General features: G+C 37.1%; 15 protein-coding genes. 5 read left to right on the forward strand and 10 right to left on the reverse strand.

Annotated features, from left to right (window positions below):
- Positions 1 to 2: 2 nt before the first annotated feature.
- From murD to mraZ, 7 genes are read right to left on the reverse strand one after another with little or no spacing between them, the layout of a single operon-like run.
- Positions 3 to 1,376: a UDP-N-acetylmuramoyl-L-alanine--D-glutamate ligase gene (gene murD / locus MUB18_RS00680; RefSeq protein WP_248754697.1), complete on the reverse strand. Its 1,374-nt coding sequence runs from the start codon at positions 1,374 to 1,376 to the stop codon at positions 3 to 5.
- A gap of 5 nt (positions 1,377 to 1,381) precedes the next feature.
- Positions 1,382 to 2,626, reverse strand: coding sequence for a phospho-N-acetylmuramoyl-pentapeptide-transferase (gene mraY, locus MUB18_RS00685; protein WP_248754698.1), 1,245 nt, complete (start codon positions 2,624 to 2,626; stop codon positions 1,382 to 1,384).
- A gap of 4 nt (positions 2,627 to 2,630) precedes the next feature.
- Positions 2,631 to 4,088: a UDP-N-acetylmuramoyl-L-alanyl-D-glutamate--2,6-diaminopimelate ligase gene (locus tag MUB18_RS00690; RefSeq protein WP_094773040.1), complete on the reverse strand. Its 1,458-nt coding sequence runs from the start codon at positions 4,086 to 4,088 to the stop codon at positions 2,631 to 2,633.
- Position 4,089: 1 nt separating this feature from the next.
- Positions 4,090 to 6,213 carry a penicillin-binding protein gene (locus tag MUB18_RS00695; protein WP_248754699.1) on the reverse strand — a complete coding sequence of 708 codons (2,124 nt, stop codon included), beginning with the start codon at positions 6,211 to 6,213 and terminating at the stop codon, positions 4,090 to 4,092.
- Positions 6,214 to 6,222: 9 nt separating this feature from the next.
- Positions 6,223 to 6,633 carry an FtsL-like putative cell division protein gene (locus MUB18_RS00700; protein ID WP_094773042.1) on the reverse strand — a complete coding sequence of 137 codons (411 nt, stop codon included), beginning with the start codon at positions 6,631 to 6,633 and terminating at the stop codon, positions 6,223 to 6,225.
- 21 nt (positions 6,634 to 6,654) lie between these two features.
- Complete coding sequence (gene rsmH / locus MUB18_RS00705) at positions 6,655 to 7,569, reverse strand: 16S rRNA (cytosine(1402)-N(4))-methyltransferase RsmH (protein ID WP_248754700.1); 915 nt, start codon at positions 7,567 to 7,569, stop codon at positions 6,655 to 6,657.
- A complete protein-coding gene (mraZ, locus tag MUB18_RS00710) occupies positions 7,562 to 8,035 on the reverse strand; it encodes a division/cell wall cluster transcriptional repressor MraZ (RefSeq protein ID WP_248754701.1) in 474 nt (157 codons plus the stop codon). The genes rsmH and mraZ overlap by 8 nt, the downstream gene beginning before the upstream one ends.
- Positions 8,036 to 8,623: 588 nt before the next feature.
- Between mraZ and aspS the strand changes: the two genes are divergently transcribed.
- Entirely contained in the window at positions 8,624 to 10,378 is a 1,755-nt protein-coding gene (gene aspS, locus MUB18_RS00715) for an aspartate--tRNA ligase (protein ID WP_248754702.1), read from the forward strand.
- A gap of 93 nt (positions 10,379 to 10,471) precedes the next feature.
- Complete coding sequence (locus MUB18_RS00720; protein ID WP_045752739.1) at positions 10,472 to 11,860, forward strand: LutB/LldF family L-lactate oxidation iron-sulfur protein; 1,389 nt, start codon at positions 10,472 to 10,474, stop codon at positions 11,858 to 11,860.
- A gap of 122 nt (positions 11,861 to 11,982) precedes the next feature.
- Here MUB18_RS00720 and MUB18_RS00725 read toward each other — a convergent pair whose 3' ends face one another.
- Together MUB18_RS00725 and MUB18_RS00730 are read right to left on the reverse strand one after the other, a co-directional pair.
- Positions 11,983 to 12,492 (reverse strand): hypothetical protein, encoded by a 510-nt coding sequence (locus tag MUB18_RS00725; protein WP_248754703.1) that lies wholly within the window; start codon positions 12,490 to 12,492, stop codon positions 11,983 to 11,985.
- A 155-nt stretch (positions 12,493 to 12,647) separates the two neighbouring features.
- Complete coding sequence (locus tag MUB18_RS00730; protein WP_248754704.1) at positions 12,648 to 13,547, reverse strand: energy transducer TonB; 900 nt, start codon at positions 13,545 to 13,547, stop codon at positions 12,648 to 12,650.
- A gap of 121 nt (positions 13,548 to 13,668) precedes the next feature.
- Between MUB18_RS00730 and MUB18_RS00735 the strand changes: the two genes are divergently transcribed.
- On the forward strand, positions 13,669 to 14,529 hold the full coding sequence (locus tag MUB18_RS00735; RefSeq protein WP_248754705.1) for a hypothetical protein: 861 nt from the start codon (positions 13,669 to 13,671) through the stop codon (positions 14,527 to 14,529).
- Between the two features lie 57 nt (positions 14,530 to 14,586).
- On the opposite strand, the gene tsaD is transcribed toward MUB18_RS00735, so the two are convergent.
- On the reverse strand, positions 14,587 to 15,588 hold the full coding sequence (tsaD, locus tag MUB18_RS00740; RefSeq protein WP_045755270.1) for a tRNA (adenosine(37)-N6)-threonylcarbamoyltransferase complex transferase subunit TsaD: 1,002 nt from the start codon (positions 15,586 to 15,588) through the stop codon (positions 14,587 to 14,589).
- 64 nt (positions 15,589 to 15,652) lie between these two features.
- Between tsaD and MUB18_RS00745 the strand changes: the two genes are divergently transcribed.
- Both MUB18_RS00745 and MUB18_RS00750 read left to right on the forward strand, forming a co-directional pair.
- A complete protein-coding gene (locus tag MUB18_RS00745) occupies positions 15,653 to 16,060 on the forward strand; it encodes a hypothetical protein (protein ID WP_248754706.1) in 408 nt (135 codons plus the stop codon).
- 16 nt (positions 16,061 to 16,076) lie between these two features.
- Positions 16,077 to 19,994, forward strand: a complete 3,918-nt coding sequence (locus MUB18_RS00750; protein ID WP_248754707.1) for a translocation/assembly module TamB domain-containing protein — start codon at positions 16,077 to 16,079, stop codon at positions 19,992 to 19,994.
- Positions 19,995 to 20,003: the final 9 nt, after the last annotated feature.

A 20,003-nucleotide genomic window follows, 5' to 3' on the forward strand; every position in this document is an offset into this window, starting at 1 on the left:
CACTACAACTCCATCACTGCAGCTTTAAATTTATCACCGCGATCTTCGTAATTTTTAAACCAATCAAAACTTGCACAAGCTGGAGACAACAATACCGTATCTCCCTTTTGAGCCAGATGAGAGGCCAATTGCACAGCATCTTTCATCGAAGAACTGTTTACGATCAATTCTGTATCCTCCTCAAAAGCCGCGTGTATAGCTGTATTATCTTTTCCGATACACACAATAGCACGTACTTTAGATTTCACTAAATCACGTAACATGTCATAATCATTACCTTTATCGACACCACCTAACATTAAAATAATAGGTGTTGATACACTTTCCAGCGCATACCATACCGAATTGACATTGGTAGCCTTAGAATCGTTGATATAATTAACCCCACCGATACAAGCCACCTGCTCCAAGCGATGTGCAATATTCACATAAGAGCCCATACTTTCCTTCATAGCTTGATTTCTCAACTCTTGAACCTTAGCAATTAGGCCAGAAGCCATATTGTTGTACACATTGTGTTTCCCTGTCAAAGACAACTCTTCCGTTCTCATAGTAAATGTATCGCTATTAGGTATGTTAATTATAATATCTTTAATTGAAGTCAAATAAGCTCCAAATTCCACTTTTTGTTCCTGTGTAAAAGGCAAGTGTATCGCTGGAGTTGAATGTCTCTTCAAACCTTCCATTGTTTGTGGATCATCAAGACAATAGATGAAATAATCATCTTTTGTTTGATTTTGAATCATTCTAAATTTAGAATCCACATAATTCTCCACTTTATAATCATAGCGATCCAAATGATCAGCTGTAATATTCAAAATCACGGCAATATCAGCTCTAAATTGGTACATATCATCCAACATAAAACTTGAAATCTCGAGCACATAAACATCAAATTGTTCACGTGCCACCTGTAAAGCAAAGCTTTTACCAATATTCCCTGCCAGACCTACGTGCTTACCAGCATGTTTCAGCATTTCATAAGTCAACATCGTAGTAGTCGATTTACCATTAGAACCTGTGATACAGATCAACTTTGCATCTGTATATTGTGCTGCAAATTCAATTTCTGCAATCACTGGGATATCTCTGGACTTCAATGCAACAACTAAAGGAGCATGTTCAGGAATACCAGGACTTTTCACCACTAGATCCGCTTGTAAGATCCGCTCTTCACTGTGTAATCCTTCTTCATAAGCGATTTGCTCTTCCTCCAACTGGGTTTTATAATGTTCAGCAATTGTTCCTTTATCAGAAACAAAAACATCAAATCCCCTCTGTTTAGCCAAGATAGCAGTACCGACACCACTTTCACCTGCACCAAGTACGATCAATTTTCCTGACTGTGGATAATATGTTGATGAAATGTTAGCCATGCTGATTATCTAATTTTTAAAGTTACAATGGTCAAAATGGCCAAAATAATACCGACAATTACAAAACGTGTTACAATTTTAGCCTCATGATACCCCTTCTTTTGAAAGTGATGGTGCAAAGGAGACATTAAAAAGATTCGTCTACCCTCCCCATATTTTTTCTTGGTGTATTTGAAATAAGAAACCTGTAAAATAACAGAAACCAATTCCAAAAGAAAGACACCGCACAAAATCGGGATCAATAGCTCCTTGCGGATCAATATGGCAAAAGCCGCGATAATACCTCCTATCGCCAAACTACCTGTATCACCCATAAATACTTGAGCAGGATACGTATTGTACCATAAAAAGCCAACACAAGCTCCAACAAAAGCGCCAGCAAAAATAACCAGTTCACCCGAATTTGGAATATACATGATATTCAAATAGTCCGAGAAAATAACGTTACCAGACACATACGCCAATATGGCCAAAGTAACACCAATAATAGCAGAAGTACCTGTCGCCAAACCGTCGATACCATCTGTAATATTTGCACCATTAGAAACTGCAGTTACAATAAATACCACAACAACCAAGAATACAATAAAGGTTAAGACATTGCTATTAAGTCCAAATACCTTGAAAACTTTAGCGTAATCAAACTCATTATTTTTATAAAAAGGGATATTTGTTTTAGAAGACTTCACATTTTCTGCATAAGTCTTCTCACCAGTTCCCTGATTGATCACAACTTCAACAGGTTTAGTTGAAGTAGGTGACGCTACATTTTGACGAACCACAATCTCGGGATGAAAATACATCGTACAAGCAATGAAAATACCCAGACCAGTCTGCCCAATCACTTTAAAACGTCCAGCCAAACCCTCCTTATTGTGACGAAAAACTTTAATATAATCATCCAAAAATCCAACAGCTCCCATCCATAGTGTGGAAACAATCATAATGATGACATAAATATTAGTCAACTTCGCAAATAACAAAGTCGGAATTAAAATTCCGGCAATGATGATCAAGCCACCCATTGTTGGTGTACCCTGCTTCTTTTTCTCCCCCTCTAGTCCTAAATCACGAATGGTCTCACCTACCTGCTTATTCTGAAGCACCTGAATCAGCTTTCCTCCAAAAACGGTTGTGATGACCAGTGAAGTGATCACAGCCATCGATGTTCTAAAAGAAATATACTGAAACAAACCAGCTCCTGGAATGTGCATGTATTCGTTTAACCATGTGAATAAATGGTACAACATATTCTTATACTTCGTTAAATGTTAATTCTAAAATTTCTTTATCATCAAAATGGTGACGTACACCATTTACCTCTTGATATTTCTCATGTCCCTTTCCCGCCACGACAATGATATCTCCTGGTTTTGCCAATTGATATGCAACTCGAATTGCCTCTTTGCGATCAGCAATAGAAAGAACTTTACTTCTTTGTTCAGCAGCAACACCCGCTTCCATTTCTTTAATGATGGTAAGCGGATCTTCCGTTCTCGGATTGTCAGATGTAATAATCAAACGATCACTATAACGCAATGCAGCTTGTGACATTTCTGGACGCTTAGTTTTATCACGATCTCCACCACATCCCAATACAGTAATGATATGTTGACTTTGATTACGTAACTTTTCAATCGTCTGCAAGACATTCTCCACAGCATCAGGAGTGTGTGCGTAATCCACAATTCCAAAAACACCATTTGCTGCCTTCAAAGTCTCAAATCTACCCTCAGCACCAGTCAGTACACTCATAGCTGTCAATACACGAACAGTCTCTTGCTCCAACAAAATTGCTGCACCATACACTGCCAATAGATTGTAGGCATTGAATCCTCCGACCAATTTCACCCACACATCATGTCCGTCGATATTCATCAACATACCATCGAAATGACTCTCGACTATACGCGCACTAAAATCAGCTCCTGAATGGAGTCCATAACTTTTTTTATGAGCAAATGTATTTTGCAACATGACCTGACCATTACGATCATCTTCATTGGTCAACGCAAAAGCAGCCGTATCTAAATCATCAAAAAACTTCTTCTTTGCCTTAATATAGCTACTAAATGTTTTGTGAAAGTCAAGATGATCATGTGTGATATTCGTAAAAATAGCACCCGTGAATTTCAAACCTGCTATTCGCTGCTGCACAACAGCATGCGAACTCACTTCCATAAAACAATAATCGCAGCCTTCCTCAATCATCTCACTCAATAAGTGATTCAATTGAATGGGATCTGGAGTCGTATGTGTCGCAGGAATAACCCGTTCCCCAATTTGATTCTGTACTGTCGACAAAAGCCCCACATGATATCCCAATTCCGTAAACAGCTGGAATAATAAAGTCGCGACAGTTGTTTTACCATTCGTACCTGTTACACCGACCAACTTCATTTTCTTTGATGGATTATCATAGAAGTTGGCAGCCACTATACCCAATGCAAGAGCAGAATCCGCTACAACAATATAGACAACAGAGTCCAATGTCTCCACAGGCAACTCCTCTACAATAACTGCTCTAGCTCCAAAAGCAATCGCTTTATCAATAAATAAATGTCCATCCGTATGAACGCCTCTAACAGCAATAAACAAACTTCCGAATACAACCTGACGCGAATCGAAGCAAAGCGATACTACCTCAACATCCAGTTGACCCACTACCTCCTGTACAGGAATAGCATGTAATATTGATTTTAAATTCTTCATTCTACTTCAGTTCTATTGTTACAGCTGTACCAATTGGTAACTTTTGATTTGCAATCAAAGATTGCCTGATCACCTTTCCTTTTCCAATCACGCTTGTTTTAAATCCAGAATTCTCCAGGGCAAACAATGCGTCAATCAATCCCATTCCCATAACATTTGGCACTACACCTTCTTTTATTTGATATTCCACAAAAGGAACTCCAAGTGTTGAACTTGTTGAATCATTCTGTGCAATTGAATTCCAATTCATAATTTTTAAACCCAGCTGCTCATACACTTTTTGCGTCGCTTCACGCGAACCTTTTAAGGTTAACGCCTTGGTGTTTAATGCCGAAGTGTTCAATTTTTTCTTATTAAAAGCACTATGCATATTCAAATCATTCGCATACACCATATCAGCCAACTCTTTAAAAACTGGCCCCGCTGTTGACGCTCCGTAATAGCCATTTCTAGGATTTCGAATCACTACAATAATGGAATACTTTGGATCCTCAGCAGGAAAATATCCTGCAAATGAAGATTGGTATTTCCGGTTACGATATCCCATCGCTCCGTCAGCCATTTGTGCAGTTCCGGTTTTACCACCCGAAGTATACAATGGATTTCTTAGGCTCTTCCCTGTTCCATCTTTCATTGTCCCTTCAAGCATTCCCCTAATTTGACCTAAAGCTTTATCAGAAGCAATCTTCTCATTAATAACACGAGCTTCAAATTTTTCAACCGTATTGCCCAGATGTCTGATCTCCTTAACAAATAATGGGGAAATCATCTTACCGTTATTAGCCACTGCATTATATAATGTCAACATCTGCAGCGGCGTCAACTTCAGCTCATAGCCATATGCCATTTGTACAAGAGACAATCCACTCCAGCTTTTACTCTTTGGAGTTTTTATTAGAGGCGCTCCCTCTCCTGTTATTTGCAATCCCAACTTACGATCCAAGCCAAAAGCATGTAGTTTAGCCGTAAATTTAGCTGGATTATCCTTGTAATGCTCGTATATCAACTTCGTAATCCCTACGTTAGACGATTGCTCAAAAGCCTCTTGCGCACTCATCACAGACTTTTTTGGAGCATGTGAATCTTTAATCGTGTGACGATAGATAGGCCAATTACCATTTCCAACATTTACATGAGTACTTGAATCAATCACCCCGTCATCAATAGCAGCAAGATAAGAAGCCAATTTAAACGTCGAACCTGGTTCAGCACTTTGTGCAATCGCAATATTCATCTTTTCACGATAGACACCATCTTTATCTTTCGTAAAATTGGCCACTGCACGAACCTCTCCCGTCTTCACCTCCATCATCACCACACAGCCCTCATCAGCATTACTCGCTATCATCTGCTTTTCCAAGGCTCTTTGTGCCATATCTTGCATATTGATATCAATCGTCGAAATAATATCCGCACCATCAACAGGAGCCACTTCAATATCACGGTTTACTGGAATCCATACACCACCCGCAATACGTTGCATCAAGCGCTTACCACTTTTACCATCAATATATTCGCCGTAAGCACCCTCCAGTCCGACATGAATATTCTCCTTAACATTCTTATATCCTATTGTACGAGCCGCCAAATTGACAAATGGAAGAATACGCTTATTCTGACGTTCTGTAATCAAACCTCCAGGATAACGCTCTTTTCCCACACGCACAGACTTAAACAAAGGATAGTTTTTAAGTATCTTTAAATCTTGATGCGACACTGCTCGCTTAATCAAAACATAACGTTGCTTTTTATTTCTAGCCTGTTTCAGTAATGTCAAATACTGTCTGGAAGATTTATCTTTAAAAAATCCCGACAATTTAATTGCTAAAGAATCGACTTTCAAATTGAAATAATCGTTTTCTTCCTCTGGAATAGCCATCGCATCAAATCGCAATTCATACTCAGGAACCGAAGTTGCCAATAAACTACCATCATTAGAATAGATATTACCCCGAGCAGCTTCAACTTCACGCTCTTGAATAGACAAACTATCCGACAGTGCGCGCCATTTATCTCCATCGACATATTGTAAATGAAAAAGCTTCGCAAATACAGCAAACGCCACAAGGACGATTAAACCGAATGCGATATAAACACGAAATAGAATGGTAGTTCTGATATTCATAAACGTCTCCTATTTCTTTTGTTCTTTTACAATTTCAATCTTGATTGGTGGCTCCACCCGCTCTTTCAGACCTAAAGTGTCGACACGCTTCGCAATCTCCGTTTGAGTAGACATCTTCATGAGCTCTGCCGAGAGCGATTTATGATCCCAGCTCAACTCTTTAACCTCTTTACCCAACTTATCGATATTACGAATCGTACGTTCTGCAAAATGCCTATTTGTAATATAAAGCAACATCAATAAAGTAACAAAACCAATAAAAGGCAAGTAATTCACAATGGAGTAAATCGACAAATTACCAGCAGTAAGTAAAGTCCTAAGAAACTTTTGCGTTTCCTCAGCTTTTTCCTCAACCGCTTCTTGTAGTTCCTCTTGAACTTCTTCGCTTAACCCCTGCTGTTTTATTGTATTTTTACCCATATCGATACTTCGATTAAAGCATTAAGCTATATCCAACTTTTCAGCAATACGCAGTTTCGCACTGCGCGATCTATTATTATCAACCAATTCTTGATCGTCAGCAGTAATTGCCTTACGACTGATGACATGAAAAGGCTTAATTTCATTTCCAAAAAAATCTTTCTCTACATCACCCCTAAACTTACCTTTAGCCAAGAAATTCTTGACCAAACGATCCTCTAAAGAATGATAAGACATCACGACCAAACGACCTTCCGCCTTCAAAACATCTACCGTTTGTAGCAAAAACTCTTGCAAAGCTTCCAATTCCTTATTAACCTCAATACGCAAAGCTTGAAAAACTTGCGCATGGTATTTATGCTCTTTACCCCTAGGAACCATCTTCTTGATAACCTCTTTCAATTCAGCTACCGTATTGATAGGCGCTGTCAAGCGAGCAGTCACAATTGTTTTAGCCAAAGTTTTGGCATTCACAATTTCTCCGTACATACCAAAAATACGATGAAGTTCCTCCTCCGAATAAGTTGACAACACCTTGCGGGCATCAACATCCGAAATCTGATCCATTCGCATATCCAAGTCTGCATCAAAACGTATAGAGAAACCACGATCAGCAGCATCAAACTGATGAGATGAAACACCCAAATCAGCCAAAATACCATCCACCTGTTTCACACCATTCAGACGAAGATTATTTTTTAAAAAACGAAAATTTTGATGAATCAACGTAAACCTCGAATCATCAATCACATTATTCAACGCATCTGGATCTTGATCAAAAGCAAACAACTTGCCTTCAGGACCCAAGTGTTTCAAAATCTCCCTCGAGTGTCCTCCTCCACCAAAAGTAACATCCACGTAAATACCATTTGGCTTAATAGCCAAAGCATCCATGCATTCTTTCAACATTACTGGTATGTGGTAAACATTATCCATTCGCTAATCCTCCTAAATCAAAACCTCCCATAACCTGTTCAGCCAAAGCAGAGAAATCCTCTCCCAAATCACCATTCATAAAATCATCATACCCATCTTTGGACCAAACTTCAATTTTATTAACCTGACAAGCCAAAACAACTTCTCCTGTGATACCCGAATAATCCAACAAACTCTTCGGCAATAAAACACGACCCGCAGCATCCAAACTCAACTCCGTTGCTCCCCTTGTAAAACTTCGAATAAACATTCTGTTTTTCTCAACGTACTGATTCAACTGAGCCAAGCGTGCCGTTATCGCATTCCATTCCTCGCGCGTATAGATCACCAAATGCTTTTCAAATCCACGATTGATTACAAGCCCCTCACGCTCAACATCAGGCAATTGCCTTTTGAGCGCAGCAGGCAACACCATTCTTCCTTTGGTGTCTAACTTGCATTCATATTCGCCAATTAAAAAACTCATTTTGTACACATTGGTTTCAAATTCAATGTAAAAGTAGACACTTTCACCCACTTTTACCCACTTTTACCCACAAAAAAGTTTTCCACATAGTGGAAGCGCTACATTTAATTGACCAAAGGTTGATATAACAGCAAACAAAAAGCTAGATATCAGCAGTTAAATAAGCTTTTTGAACCATTTTTCAAATTGGTTCAAGACGAAATAAATCACGAGTTTAGGGTTGCTTTTTTCTTCAAACAGGAAGATAAATACGCTAAAAAACAATTTTTTTACAAAAATATGATCAAACAGGGGAGAAAGTGGGGCGTCCACCCATCAAAAAAAGTAAGTATAAATGAAGATTAAATTTCAGGATTTATGACCAAAATTGGATCTCTAAAAAAACCTAAAATTGGCGAATATTTTGAGCAAGAATTTCAAAATTTGACCATGGGTCATCCAAAACTAATTCACATTTAAAAATTAATCGATAAGTCCATTCAAAGCAAATCCAAAAATGAGCATTCGCTTTTCTTTTAATAAAACAAAATTGCCATTCGTTATTCTCCCTAAAAACAGATAATTTTGTACAAAATTAAAATTAAGCGTATGCATAGAACAAACACGTGCGGAGAATTAACAATAGCTGACTTAGGTAAAACAGTTACACTAAGCGGTTGGGTTCAAAAATCTCGCGATTTAGGCGGAATGACTTTCATAGATGTAAGAGATCGCTATGGCATTACACAATTAACTTTTAATTCGGATGACGATGATTCTTTACGCGCTAGTGCACGTGAATTAGGTCGTGAATATGTGATTAAAGTAACTGGAACAGTAATTGAACGTTCTAGTAAAAATCTAAAAATTCCAACTGGAGAAATTGAAATCAAAGTTTCTTCTTTAGAAATATTAAATTCGGCAAATACGCCACCATTTACCATTGAAGATGAAACGGACGGTGGCGAAGATATCAGAATGAAATTCAGATATTTAGATTTACGCCGCAATCCTGTTCGTGAAAACTTAATATTACGTCACAAAACAGCACAGGAAGTGCGTCGTTTTCTAGACGAGCAAAATTTTATCGAAGTAGAAACTCCAGTATTAATCAAATCTACGCCCGAAGGTGCACGCGATTTTGTTGTTCCCTCACGTATGAATGCCGGAGAATTTTATGCATTACCACAATCACCCCAAACCTTCAAACAACTATTGATGGTATCCGGTTTCGACCGTTATTTTCAAATTGTAAAATGTTTCCGTGATGAGGATTTACGTGCAGATCGTCAACCCGAATTTACGCAGATTGACTGTGAAATGTCTTTTGTTGAACAAGAAGATGTATTGAATATATTTGAAGGTCTAGCAAAGCATATCTTCAAAAAAATCAAGAATATTGAATTGGGAGAAGTACCGCGTATGACGTACGCTGATGCGATGCGCTTATACGGATCCGACAAACCAGATATTCGTTTCGGAATGCAATTCGTAGAATTAAATGAAGTAGCTAAAGATAAAGGATTTCCGGTATTTGATGCAGCAGAATTAGTTGTTGGTATCAATGTTGAAGGTTGTGCGCATTACACCCGTAAACAATTAGATGCGTTGACCGATTTTGTAAAACGTCCTCAAGTAGGTGCCACAGGCCTTGTCTATGCACGCTATAACGAAGATGGTACAGTAAAATCTTCTGTAGATAAATTCTACACGCCAGAGCAATTATTGGACTTCGCAAAATTATTTAATGCTAAGCCTGGCGATTTATTTTTAATCATGGCTGGCCCAACAGATAAAGTACGTAAACAATTAAATGAACTTCGTCTCGAAGTAGCCAATCAATTAGGGCTACGTGACAAGAACAAGTTTGCCCCTCTTTGGGTGCTAGACTTTCCTTTATTAGAATGGGATGAAGAATCTGAACGTTACCATGCGATGCACCACCCTTTTACGTCTCCAAAACCTGAAGATATCGCATTATTGGATACAAACCCAGGTGAGGTAAGAGCAAACGCATACGATTTTGTCCTTAATGGTACTGAAGTCGGCGGAGGTTCCATCCGTATTCATGATCGTGAATTACAATCGCTCATGTTCAAACACTTAGGATTCACTCCAGAAGAAGCCCAAAAACAATTTGGCTTTTTAATGGAAGCATTCACCTATGGAGCTCCTCCACACGGCGGATTGGCATTTGGTTTTGACCGCTTAGTAGCGTTATTAGCAGGAATAGATTCCATTCGTGATGTCATCGCCTTCCCTAAAAACAATTCAGGAAGAGATGTGATGATCGATGCCCCTTCCACTATCCACCAAGATCAACTGGATGAACTAAGCTTAAATTTGAATTTAAAAGTTAAATAATTCGATCGCATCATGCGATAAATAATTTATAAGCGTTATCTTTAAAAGTTGGTAATTTATTACCAACTTTTTTTGTAAAATTAAAAGAATTAGATGTCAGTAAGCTCTGCAGATAAATTTTTAAAAGAAAGTGCGACAAAATCTTTCGACAGTAAACATCGCGATATTATCAATTATAATATCGACAAGTATACGCTTGCTTTCGAAAAAGGCAAGAGTAAATTTGTGGATCTGGAGAACTCGCGTTTAGAAGCCAATCTAACAAAATGGAGAGCTATTGAAAACTTAGATCAATATCTATTAGAATTCGAAAGCAAATTTATAGCACGAGGCGGTAAAGTAATTTGGGCGAATGATGCTGCTGAGGCACGTCAAGAAATCTGGAAGATCATGGAACGGAATAATGCCAAGAGCGTTATCAAATCCAAATCTATGGCCACAGAAGAAATAGAGCTCAACCATTTTTTGGAAAATAAGGGAATCGAAGCATTAGAAAGTGACTTAGGCGAGTTTATTATCCAGTTATTAGATCAAAAACCGTATCACATCGTAACACCTGCGATGCATCTAAGCCTCGCAGATATCGCTCAGTTATTCAACGAGAGATTTGGCACACCCCTAGAAGCGACTGCTGAAGAGTTGACGATGAAAGCCCGTGAATTATTGCGTGAAAAATATAAAACTGCAGATATCGGCATTTCAGGAGCCAACTTTTTAATAGCTGACACCGGCAGCATTGCCATTACTGAAAATGAAGGAAATGCACGTTTAACCACAGCCTTCCCAAAAATTCATATTGCTGTCGTAGGTATTGAAAAAATCCTCCCATCGATCAATGACCTTGATCTATTTTGGCCATTACTTGCTACTCACGGAACAGGTCAAAATCTGACTGTTTACAATACATTACTCAGCGGACCAAGACAAGCCTACGAGTCTGATGGACCCGAAGAGATGTATGTCGTTTTATTAGATAATGGCCGCACCAACCTACTGGCCCAAAAAGAACAGCGCCAAGGACTTTATTGCATCCGCTGTGGAGCTTGCCTGAATGTTTGTCCTATTTATCAAAATATTGGAGGACATACTTATGAAACCACCTATCAAGGCCCCATTGGTTCCTTGATATCCCCGCACCTAAGTGGAATGAAAGAGTTCAAGCACTTAAGCTACGCCTCATCGCTCTGCGGTAAATGTACAGAAGTATGCCCTGTTGGCATAGATATTCAGCGCATGCTTTTGTTAAACAGAAGAGATGCTGTGGCAGAAGACTTAGCACCCTCAATGGAGAAAAAGGCCTGGAAAGGATTTACCTATCTCATACAAAGAAGAAAATTGATCGATTTATTCGGAGGAAAGATCAAAAACTTCTTTCTTGGAAAATTTTTCAAAAAGACTTGGGGTAGTAATCGACAATTGCCCAAACTCGCAGATAAATCATTTTCCAAACAGTGGAAAGAGCAACAAAAAAACAAAGATTAATGCAACTTTTGTCGATTCATGACATTGATACGAAGATTTAATCAAAAAAAGATGGTCCGCTCTCACAAGCGGACCACCAAAAGACCAAAAACTAAAATTAAAACTAAAACCTAAAAAACACGTTAACTATTTTTCAAAGACACTTCCTTACTCACTTCTATATTATTTTTACCATCTTTATGATTTCTATCGTTGCGATCACGACGCATTGGGCGATCATCTGATCTACGCATACGATGTTGTTTACGATTCTCAGCAAAAGATTCTTTATACAGTTTTTGTTGGTCAGGACTCAAATTTTTCATCAACTTTTCACGTTGAGCCATACGTTCTTTTTTCATACGCTCCATGGATTCCTTGCGATCCGCGGCGTGCATTTTATCTTTTTTAGCTTGATCCAATTGCAGAGCATAAATTTCCTTGCGCTGTTTATCCGTAAATTTTAATTTTTGATCCATACGATCAGTGCGCAACTGTGCAATTTCTTCTGCGGATTTTTTATCTAACTTAAATTCCTTTTTAGCAAAACGACGACCATCTCGGTTTACGCCCTCTTTAACATTTGATTTTTCTTGTGCAAAACCAGCAAACATAATTCCTGACAGCAACAAACTTAACACTAGCTTTTTCATGATATTTTTCCTTTTAGTACGATAAACATTTATTTCAGTCTGTTTCATTTTTAATATATGATTTTACAGACATTTGTTAAGTAAGATGCCAAAACCACATTAAAGTTTAAATCACCCACTGTTAAATAAAGTTAAACTATCAAGAGCGATCCAATTTATTGTGAGATTGTATTCAAACGAATAGGCAATGTATAAGCAACACGGACCGGACGGCCATTTTGAATTCCAGGTTTCCACTTTTTTGCTTTGCCGAGCAATTCTACAGCAGCCTTTCCTGTTCCATGGGAAACATCACGTTTGATATTGATATCCGTCAACGTACCATCCTTTTCTACAACAAATGAAACTTCCACTACACCGTTTACCCCCTGTTGCAATGCCGATTCAGGATATTGATAATTTTCACCTACCCATTTCATAAAAGCCTTAATACCACCTTGTGGTTGAGGCTGTATTTCTATCGCTTCAAAATCAATTATAGCATCTGAATTTCCATGTATGGCACCCTCTTTATTAGTACCGGTAATACCACCATCACGTTTTACAGTGCCAAACTCCCCTCGAGCAACAGAAGTGCCATTTGCGTTAGCTTTCAAGCTCATCCGTCCAGCCAATTTATTCGTTTTATTAAGCTCGTCTTGCGTCACAACATCTTCAGTCACCATTTGCTTAGGAGCCACTTTAGGCTCAACAAAGCGGACCACTTCCTGCTTAGGTAAATCCAGAGCAACCTGTTGTGGCGCTTTTTCTTGAACAGGAATTGGTTCCTCAACTTTCTCTGGCTCTTGATGTTTCTTTTCTAATTCCTCTAGTACTGACATATCATACTCATTGATGTACTGAGCAACAGGAAGCTCAGCCTTTTTAAAATACCGATTATAGATCCCATTACTACCAACACCAATCGTAACCACAGCTAGGACAATCACTATAGACCAGTTGGTCGCTTTAGTAGATAAATTACGCAATTCAAAAGCGCCATAAGATTGGTTACGTCCTGCAAAAACAACCTCTAACCATTCTCTTTTGTAAATATTCAATTTGGAGTTTAGCATAGCTTTAAAAATTAAGTTTATATTTTAAACTATGATGCACAACAATTAAAATTCCACAAAAATGAAAATTTAATTTTCACAAAATTTACCGTATTTTTAAAAAACAGATAACAAGAAAAATATGATAATAAGAATGAGAACAGCCTTTAATACAGTATTTTTAATAGGTATAATCACCTTAATATTAACAAGTTGCACGCAAGAAAAACCAAAACAAATCAAGCAAGAAAAAAAACAAAGCAATCTCAAAATAGATACTAATCAAGCTTTCATAACTTTTGCTTTTCTCAATGAAACTAAAGATTCTTTAGTTAGTTTGCCCGTCGAAGATGAAAAAATAAAACCAGAACTAGCGACGCATGCGATTATTGAAAATAGGGTCATTCCCATTATTTTTTCGAATACAAAACTAGAAAGTCAAACGTCCAATGGAAGACAAACAAGTCATAATTTCGCAAATAATGGCGGTTCATTTTTCACATTTAAAGAGCCCGTAAAACAAGGAGATTTTGCATTATTAGTCAATCAGGACTTTATTGATCACAACAAAGTCATGCCTTTCATCGAGAAAGACAAAAAGACCGAGGAACCGACAATATCCATATTATCAAAAAAATATAATCGAAAAATAGCAAAAAGTGCTACCATCGCTGAATTAGAGGATCAAGCACAAATCATCTTAACATTATTTGAGGTTAAAAACGATTCAGCACTTGCTGTACTATCTTATCTACATCATGATCAGTTAATCACATTAGATTTTCCAGCGAAATATGATGAGATGAGTACTTGGCGCGTAGATGATGGTGGCATATTTGACTTCGAAAATCTGCAGGTATTATCTGTTTTTCAATCTGATAAATCCATCAAAATAGCAACGGTATTTTGGGGAGCCGAAGGATACAACCTCAATTTGTACGAATCAACAGAAGGAGTTTTTAAAAGTATCGCAGAGGCATATGGTTACAGTGCTCCATTATAAAACAGAAAAGACAAGTTAGTTAACTTGTCTTTTCTTTTTATAGCATTTGTCCCTATTTTACATGTGCATACGCGCCAATGGACCTACATCTTGTCCAACAAAATCTTGAACCAAATATTTTTGATATCCCGCAATAGCAATCATGGCCGCATTATCGGTACAATATTCAAATTTAGGGATAAATACATTCCAACTGTAACGCTCCCCCATTGCAATCAATTCCTTACGCAAACCAGAGTTTGCAGAAACTCCACCAGCAATAGCAATATCCTTGATACCGGTTTCCTTGGCAGCTTTCTTTAACTTATTGAGCAATATAGACACAATACGTGATTGAACAGATGCGCAGACATCATCCATATTATTTTTCAAAAAATCAGGATCTGATTTCTCTTCTTTTTGCACCATGTAAAGAATTGCAGTCTTTAATCCTGAAAAACTAAAATCCAAGCCCTGAATTTGAGGTTCAGGAAGTTTATAAGCATCTGGATTACCTAACTGCGCATGTTTATCAATTAGTGGTCCACCAGGATAGGGCAAGTTCAAGATTTTTGCCGTTTTATCAAAAGCCTCTCCCGCGGCATCATCCAGAGTTTGTCCTAAAATTTCCATTTCAAAATAATCTTTGACCAATACAATCTGTGTATGACCTCCAGATACTGTAAGGCATAAAAATGGAAAACTTGGTTTTGGATCTTCAATAAAATGAGCTAAAATATGCGCTTGCATATGATTGACATCAATCAAAGGTATATTTCTGGCCATTGCAAAAGACTTGGCAAATGAAGTTCCGACCAGTAAAGCACCTAATAATCCTGGCCCACGCGTAAAAGCTACTGCATCTATTTGATTTTTATGTATTTTTGCAATGCGAATGGCTTCTTCAACTGTTGGTATAATATTTTGTTGATGTGCACGCGACGCTAGTTCTGGAACGACACCTCCATATTTAGCATGAATCGCCTGAGTAGCAATAACATTAGAAAATATTTCACCGTCGATACAAATTGAAGCAGATGTTTCATCACAAGATGATTCAATACCTAAAATAACAGCCATAGCTTTGGGGTAATTAATATTGTACAAAAGTATCAAAAAAATAATTAAAATAGCACTCATTACATTGGCTAGCATACTCGTTTTGCTAGGTGCATTGATGCTATCGTTACAATTAGAGCCTGTTCAAAATTTTATTTCCAAAAGAGTAGTTTCTTACCTCTCGAAAGAATTAAATACAAAAATTGCTTTAAAAAGAATTTATTTCAAACCTTTCCAATCATTAGTCCTTGAAGGTTTTGAATTATACGACACCAAAGGCGATACCATTCTGATTGCTGAAAAATTAAATGCAACCGTCAATCTAAATCAATATTGGGATCACAATAAAATAGTAATCAATAAACTGAGCTTAGAAAATACAACAGCCTATTATCAGGTATATAAAGATAGCTCCAATATTAAATTTTTATTAAATTACTTTAGCTCTCCTAAAAAAAACGATCAAAGATCAAGTAAAAAAACTAGATATTGATTTAAAACAGTTGAAATTGGTCAATAATCAATTTCGCTATATCGATCATACCAAAAAGCATTACGCAAAAGTGGTCGATTTTGGAGATCTGGACGTTAAACAATTGCATGCTGATTTTCAAAATATAAAGCTTTCAGACAATTCGATCCAAGTTGATATTAAGCAATTACATCTACGTGAAAAAAAAGGATTACAGATTAAAGGATTAGTTGCAAACGCATTGGTAAGCAACAAGAAAATTGAATTGAACAAGCTTCTATTAATCACGAATAGATCTACTATAAAAGACTATGTAAAGTTAGAGTTTAATAGTTTCGAAGACTTTTCAGATTTTAACAATCGTGTTGATGTCAGTCTAAGGATAAAAAATTCAGTACTACATTCAGAAGATATCGCCTTCTTTTCTTCTACCATGCATCGTGTCAAGTTTAATTTAAAAATAAAGCAGGCGATCGCACAAGGAAAAGTAAATCATATTGACGCTCAAAATGTACATATTGAAACTGAAAAATCAACCGAATTAAAAGGAAATATTAAGATTTTGGGACTTCCCGATATTGATCGGACAGATTTTAAACTCACGAATCTCAAAGTACGATCTACCTTCGAGGACTTACAAACGATTCTTCCCAATCTCAGTAATGACAGGAGCTTCAAACTTCCGCCACTGGTAAAATCATTAACTACAATAGCATACCAAGGAGATTTGAATGGATTATACAACCATTTCCAAATTCAAGGAGAAGTAAAAACAGATTTAGGTACCATAAACACAAAATCTACCTTAAATTTTCAAAAAGAAATTGAATTTTCAGGGCTTTATCAGTCCAAATCTTTTGATTTTGGAAAATTATTGAACAATACTCTTTTAAAAACAACTGGATTTAATCTGGATTTAAAAGGCAAAGGCAGCAGCTCAAAAACACTATCATTAGCAGTCGATGGAAAACTAGAAAATTTCGATTTCCGAAATTATCGCTATCAATCCATCCCTGTTAAAGGATCGATCGTCAACGAAAAGTTTACAGGATCAGGTGCTATCAATGATCCCAATGCTAAAATTAATTTCCAAACAGATATAGACTGGTCCAACCCTGCCATTCAATATAATCTGGATGCTACTATACACGAGACAGACCTCTACGCACTACATCTGGTACAACAACAAGGCATCGTTATACACAACACAGCAGTCCAAACTAATCTAACCGGCACTTCTGTCAATAATCTGGTCGGAGATTTATATGCTAATAATCTCCAATTCAGTACAAAAAAAGGAAATTTTGATGTAAAAGAAATTATATTTAAAGCTGTGGGAGATGAGCGGGACAGAGCATTGACTTTATCCTCAGACGTTGTGGACGCCTCTCTTAATGGTCAGATCGATCTCAATACAATAGCACCTTACTTTAAAATGCTTGCCATGCGCTATGCCCCAGCAATTGGTTTTGAAACAGAATCTTACAACAATCAGAATTTTGAGCTGAACCTCAACATCAAATCTTTTCAGCCTATCGCTACCTTCTTTAAAAAAGAAATCAGTCTAGATAGCGGTGCCACCCTTCATGCCAGATTTTCCAGTGAAGAGCATCATGCGCAATTTAATTTATATAGTCCTGTATTCAAGTATAGCGGAATAAAGATTTCTAACCTGATTATAGATCAAATTTCAAATACGGAATCTATGGCAGTGTCAGCATCCGCAGACCGTATCAATCTAACCGATAGTACGTATATCAACAATATCAATATTGCGAATATACTTTCCAGCGATAGCTTACGTTTCAACGTCAAATTATCAGAACTCGATGCGAGTAATAATTTAGATCTCAATGGTGTAATTCGTTTTGCACATCAAAAACCGGCGTTCATAAACTTTGATCCATCGACCATTATTATTAATAAAAACAAATGGGCGCTCACACAAGGATCCGAGCTCAAAGTATCCAAAGGAAAATGGTTTCTTCAAAATTTAACCTTAAAACATGATGAACAAACCGTACTACTGAATGGTGTACTGTCCAATGAAGAAAGTGATCAGTTAAATATTTTATTCAAAGATTTTAATCTCAGTTCTTTAAATGGAATCACAAAACCACTTGGTATTAATATGCTTGGTGAGATGAATGGTCATCTTGAAATTAATTCGCTATTCAAATCACCGTATTTTATTGCCAACCTGCAGACTAGCCCTATTATTTACAATCAACTGCCAATAGGTCAATTGAGTTTAAAAGCTAATTATGACCAAAATGCCAATGTAGTTCATCTTGACAGTAAAATTGAAGATGGTAACAAGCAGATAACACTGGCTGGAACATATAATATCAAAGAAGAAAATGATAAAATAAATCTAAAGGCTTCTTTACAAAATACAGATCTCATTCTTTTTCAACCATTTCTCAAATCACTGGTTTCAAATTTACATGGAAAAGCGAATGCCGAACTCGAGATTAAAGGCGATATCAATAAACCTAAAATAAGCGGAAATGCCAGTTTTAATGATGCCACATTTGTCATTAATTATTTAAAAACGCCCTATCACCTCACCGATAAGGTAATTGTAGTTTCCAATGGTATTTTTCTTAAGAACCTAAAAATTCTAGATCCGAAAAACAATGAGGCGATCGTAAATGGAATGGTGGATTTAAATCAACTTTCCGATCCAAATATCGACATCAAGATTAAAGCAAATAACTTCTTAGCACTCAATACCACACTCAAAGATAACGACCTCTATTATGGTACAGCCTATGCGAGTGGTGATTTCAATTTCAAAGGATTAACATCAGCAATCAATATAGATATCAAAGCAAAATCTGAAGATAACACGATCATCAATATTCCGTTTAATAGTGCTATGACGATTACGGATAATGATTTTATCTATTTCGTTTCTCCGGATAGTTTAAACAGTTCTAAGCAAATAAAACGAAAGAGTTTCAACGGTATTACAATGAATATGGATCTTTCCTTAAGTCCAAATGCGGAGATGAATCTGTATACTTCCTTAGGCGGCGTATCTGGACGTGGAACTGGTAATATCACGATGAATATCACTTCTTTGGGCGATTTCGGAATGTTTGGAGATTACATCATTAGTTCTGGAAAATTCAATTTTAAAGCACAAGATTATTTAAACAAAATTTTTGATCTCAAAGAAGGCGGAACGATTCGATGGGCGGGAAAACCTGCTGAAGCCAACATTAATCTAACCGCGGTCTACCAACAAAGAACCTCCTTATCTCCCCTTTATAATGCTGCGGGGCAAACGGACAATCCGCAACGTATACTAGCGCAAGCAGATATGAATCTAAAAGGATTATTGAGTCAACCTGAAATAAATTTTGATCTCAATTTTCCACAAGATCCCTATGTCAAAGATGAACTTCAGGGTTATCTTTCAGATGTTAATAATATCAATCAACAAGCCCTCAGTTTAATTGTTAGACGAAGCTTTACGCCAGGCTCTCAGACCGATTTTGGAAAAGAGGTCAATAATACCCTACTATCCGCAGGTACCGAGATTGCTTTCAATCAATTGAACAATATCATTGCAGAATCTTTAAATATTAATTTTTTCGATATCAATATTAAATCTCTTAATGATGCCTCAGCATCGCTCAGACTATTCAATGACCGTTTAATTTTGACAGGAGGTATTACAGACAATAGAAGTAATCAATTGACTGACTTAAATGTATTCTCAGATCGTGTATCTACTGATGCTGAAGCTCTGTTTTATCTTCGTAAAGACGGTAGGCTATTATTGAGAGGTTCTAACCGCTTAAATACACGAAACTTCCTTATCAATCCCAATAGTGAAGATTATGTGAGCGCAATAGGGTTGGTATACCGTCAAGAATTCAATTCATTTTCAGAATTCTTAAAACGCATGTTCCCTTTCGGAAAAAAGAAAAAAGAGACACCATAGTACATCTTC

Origin of the sequence: Sphingobacterium sp. PCS056 (assembly GCF_023273895.1) — a bacterium.
GTDB lineage: Bacteria > Bacteroidota > Bacteroidia > Sphingobacteriales > Sphingobacteriaceae > Sphingobacterium.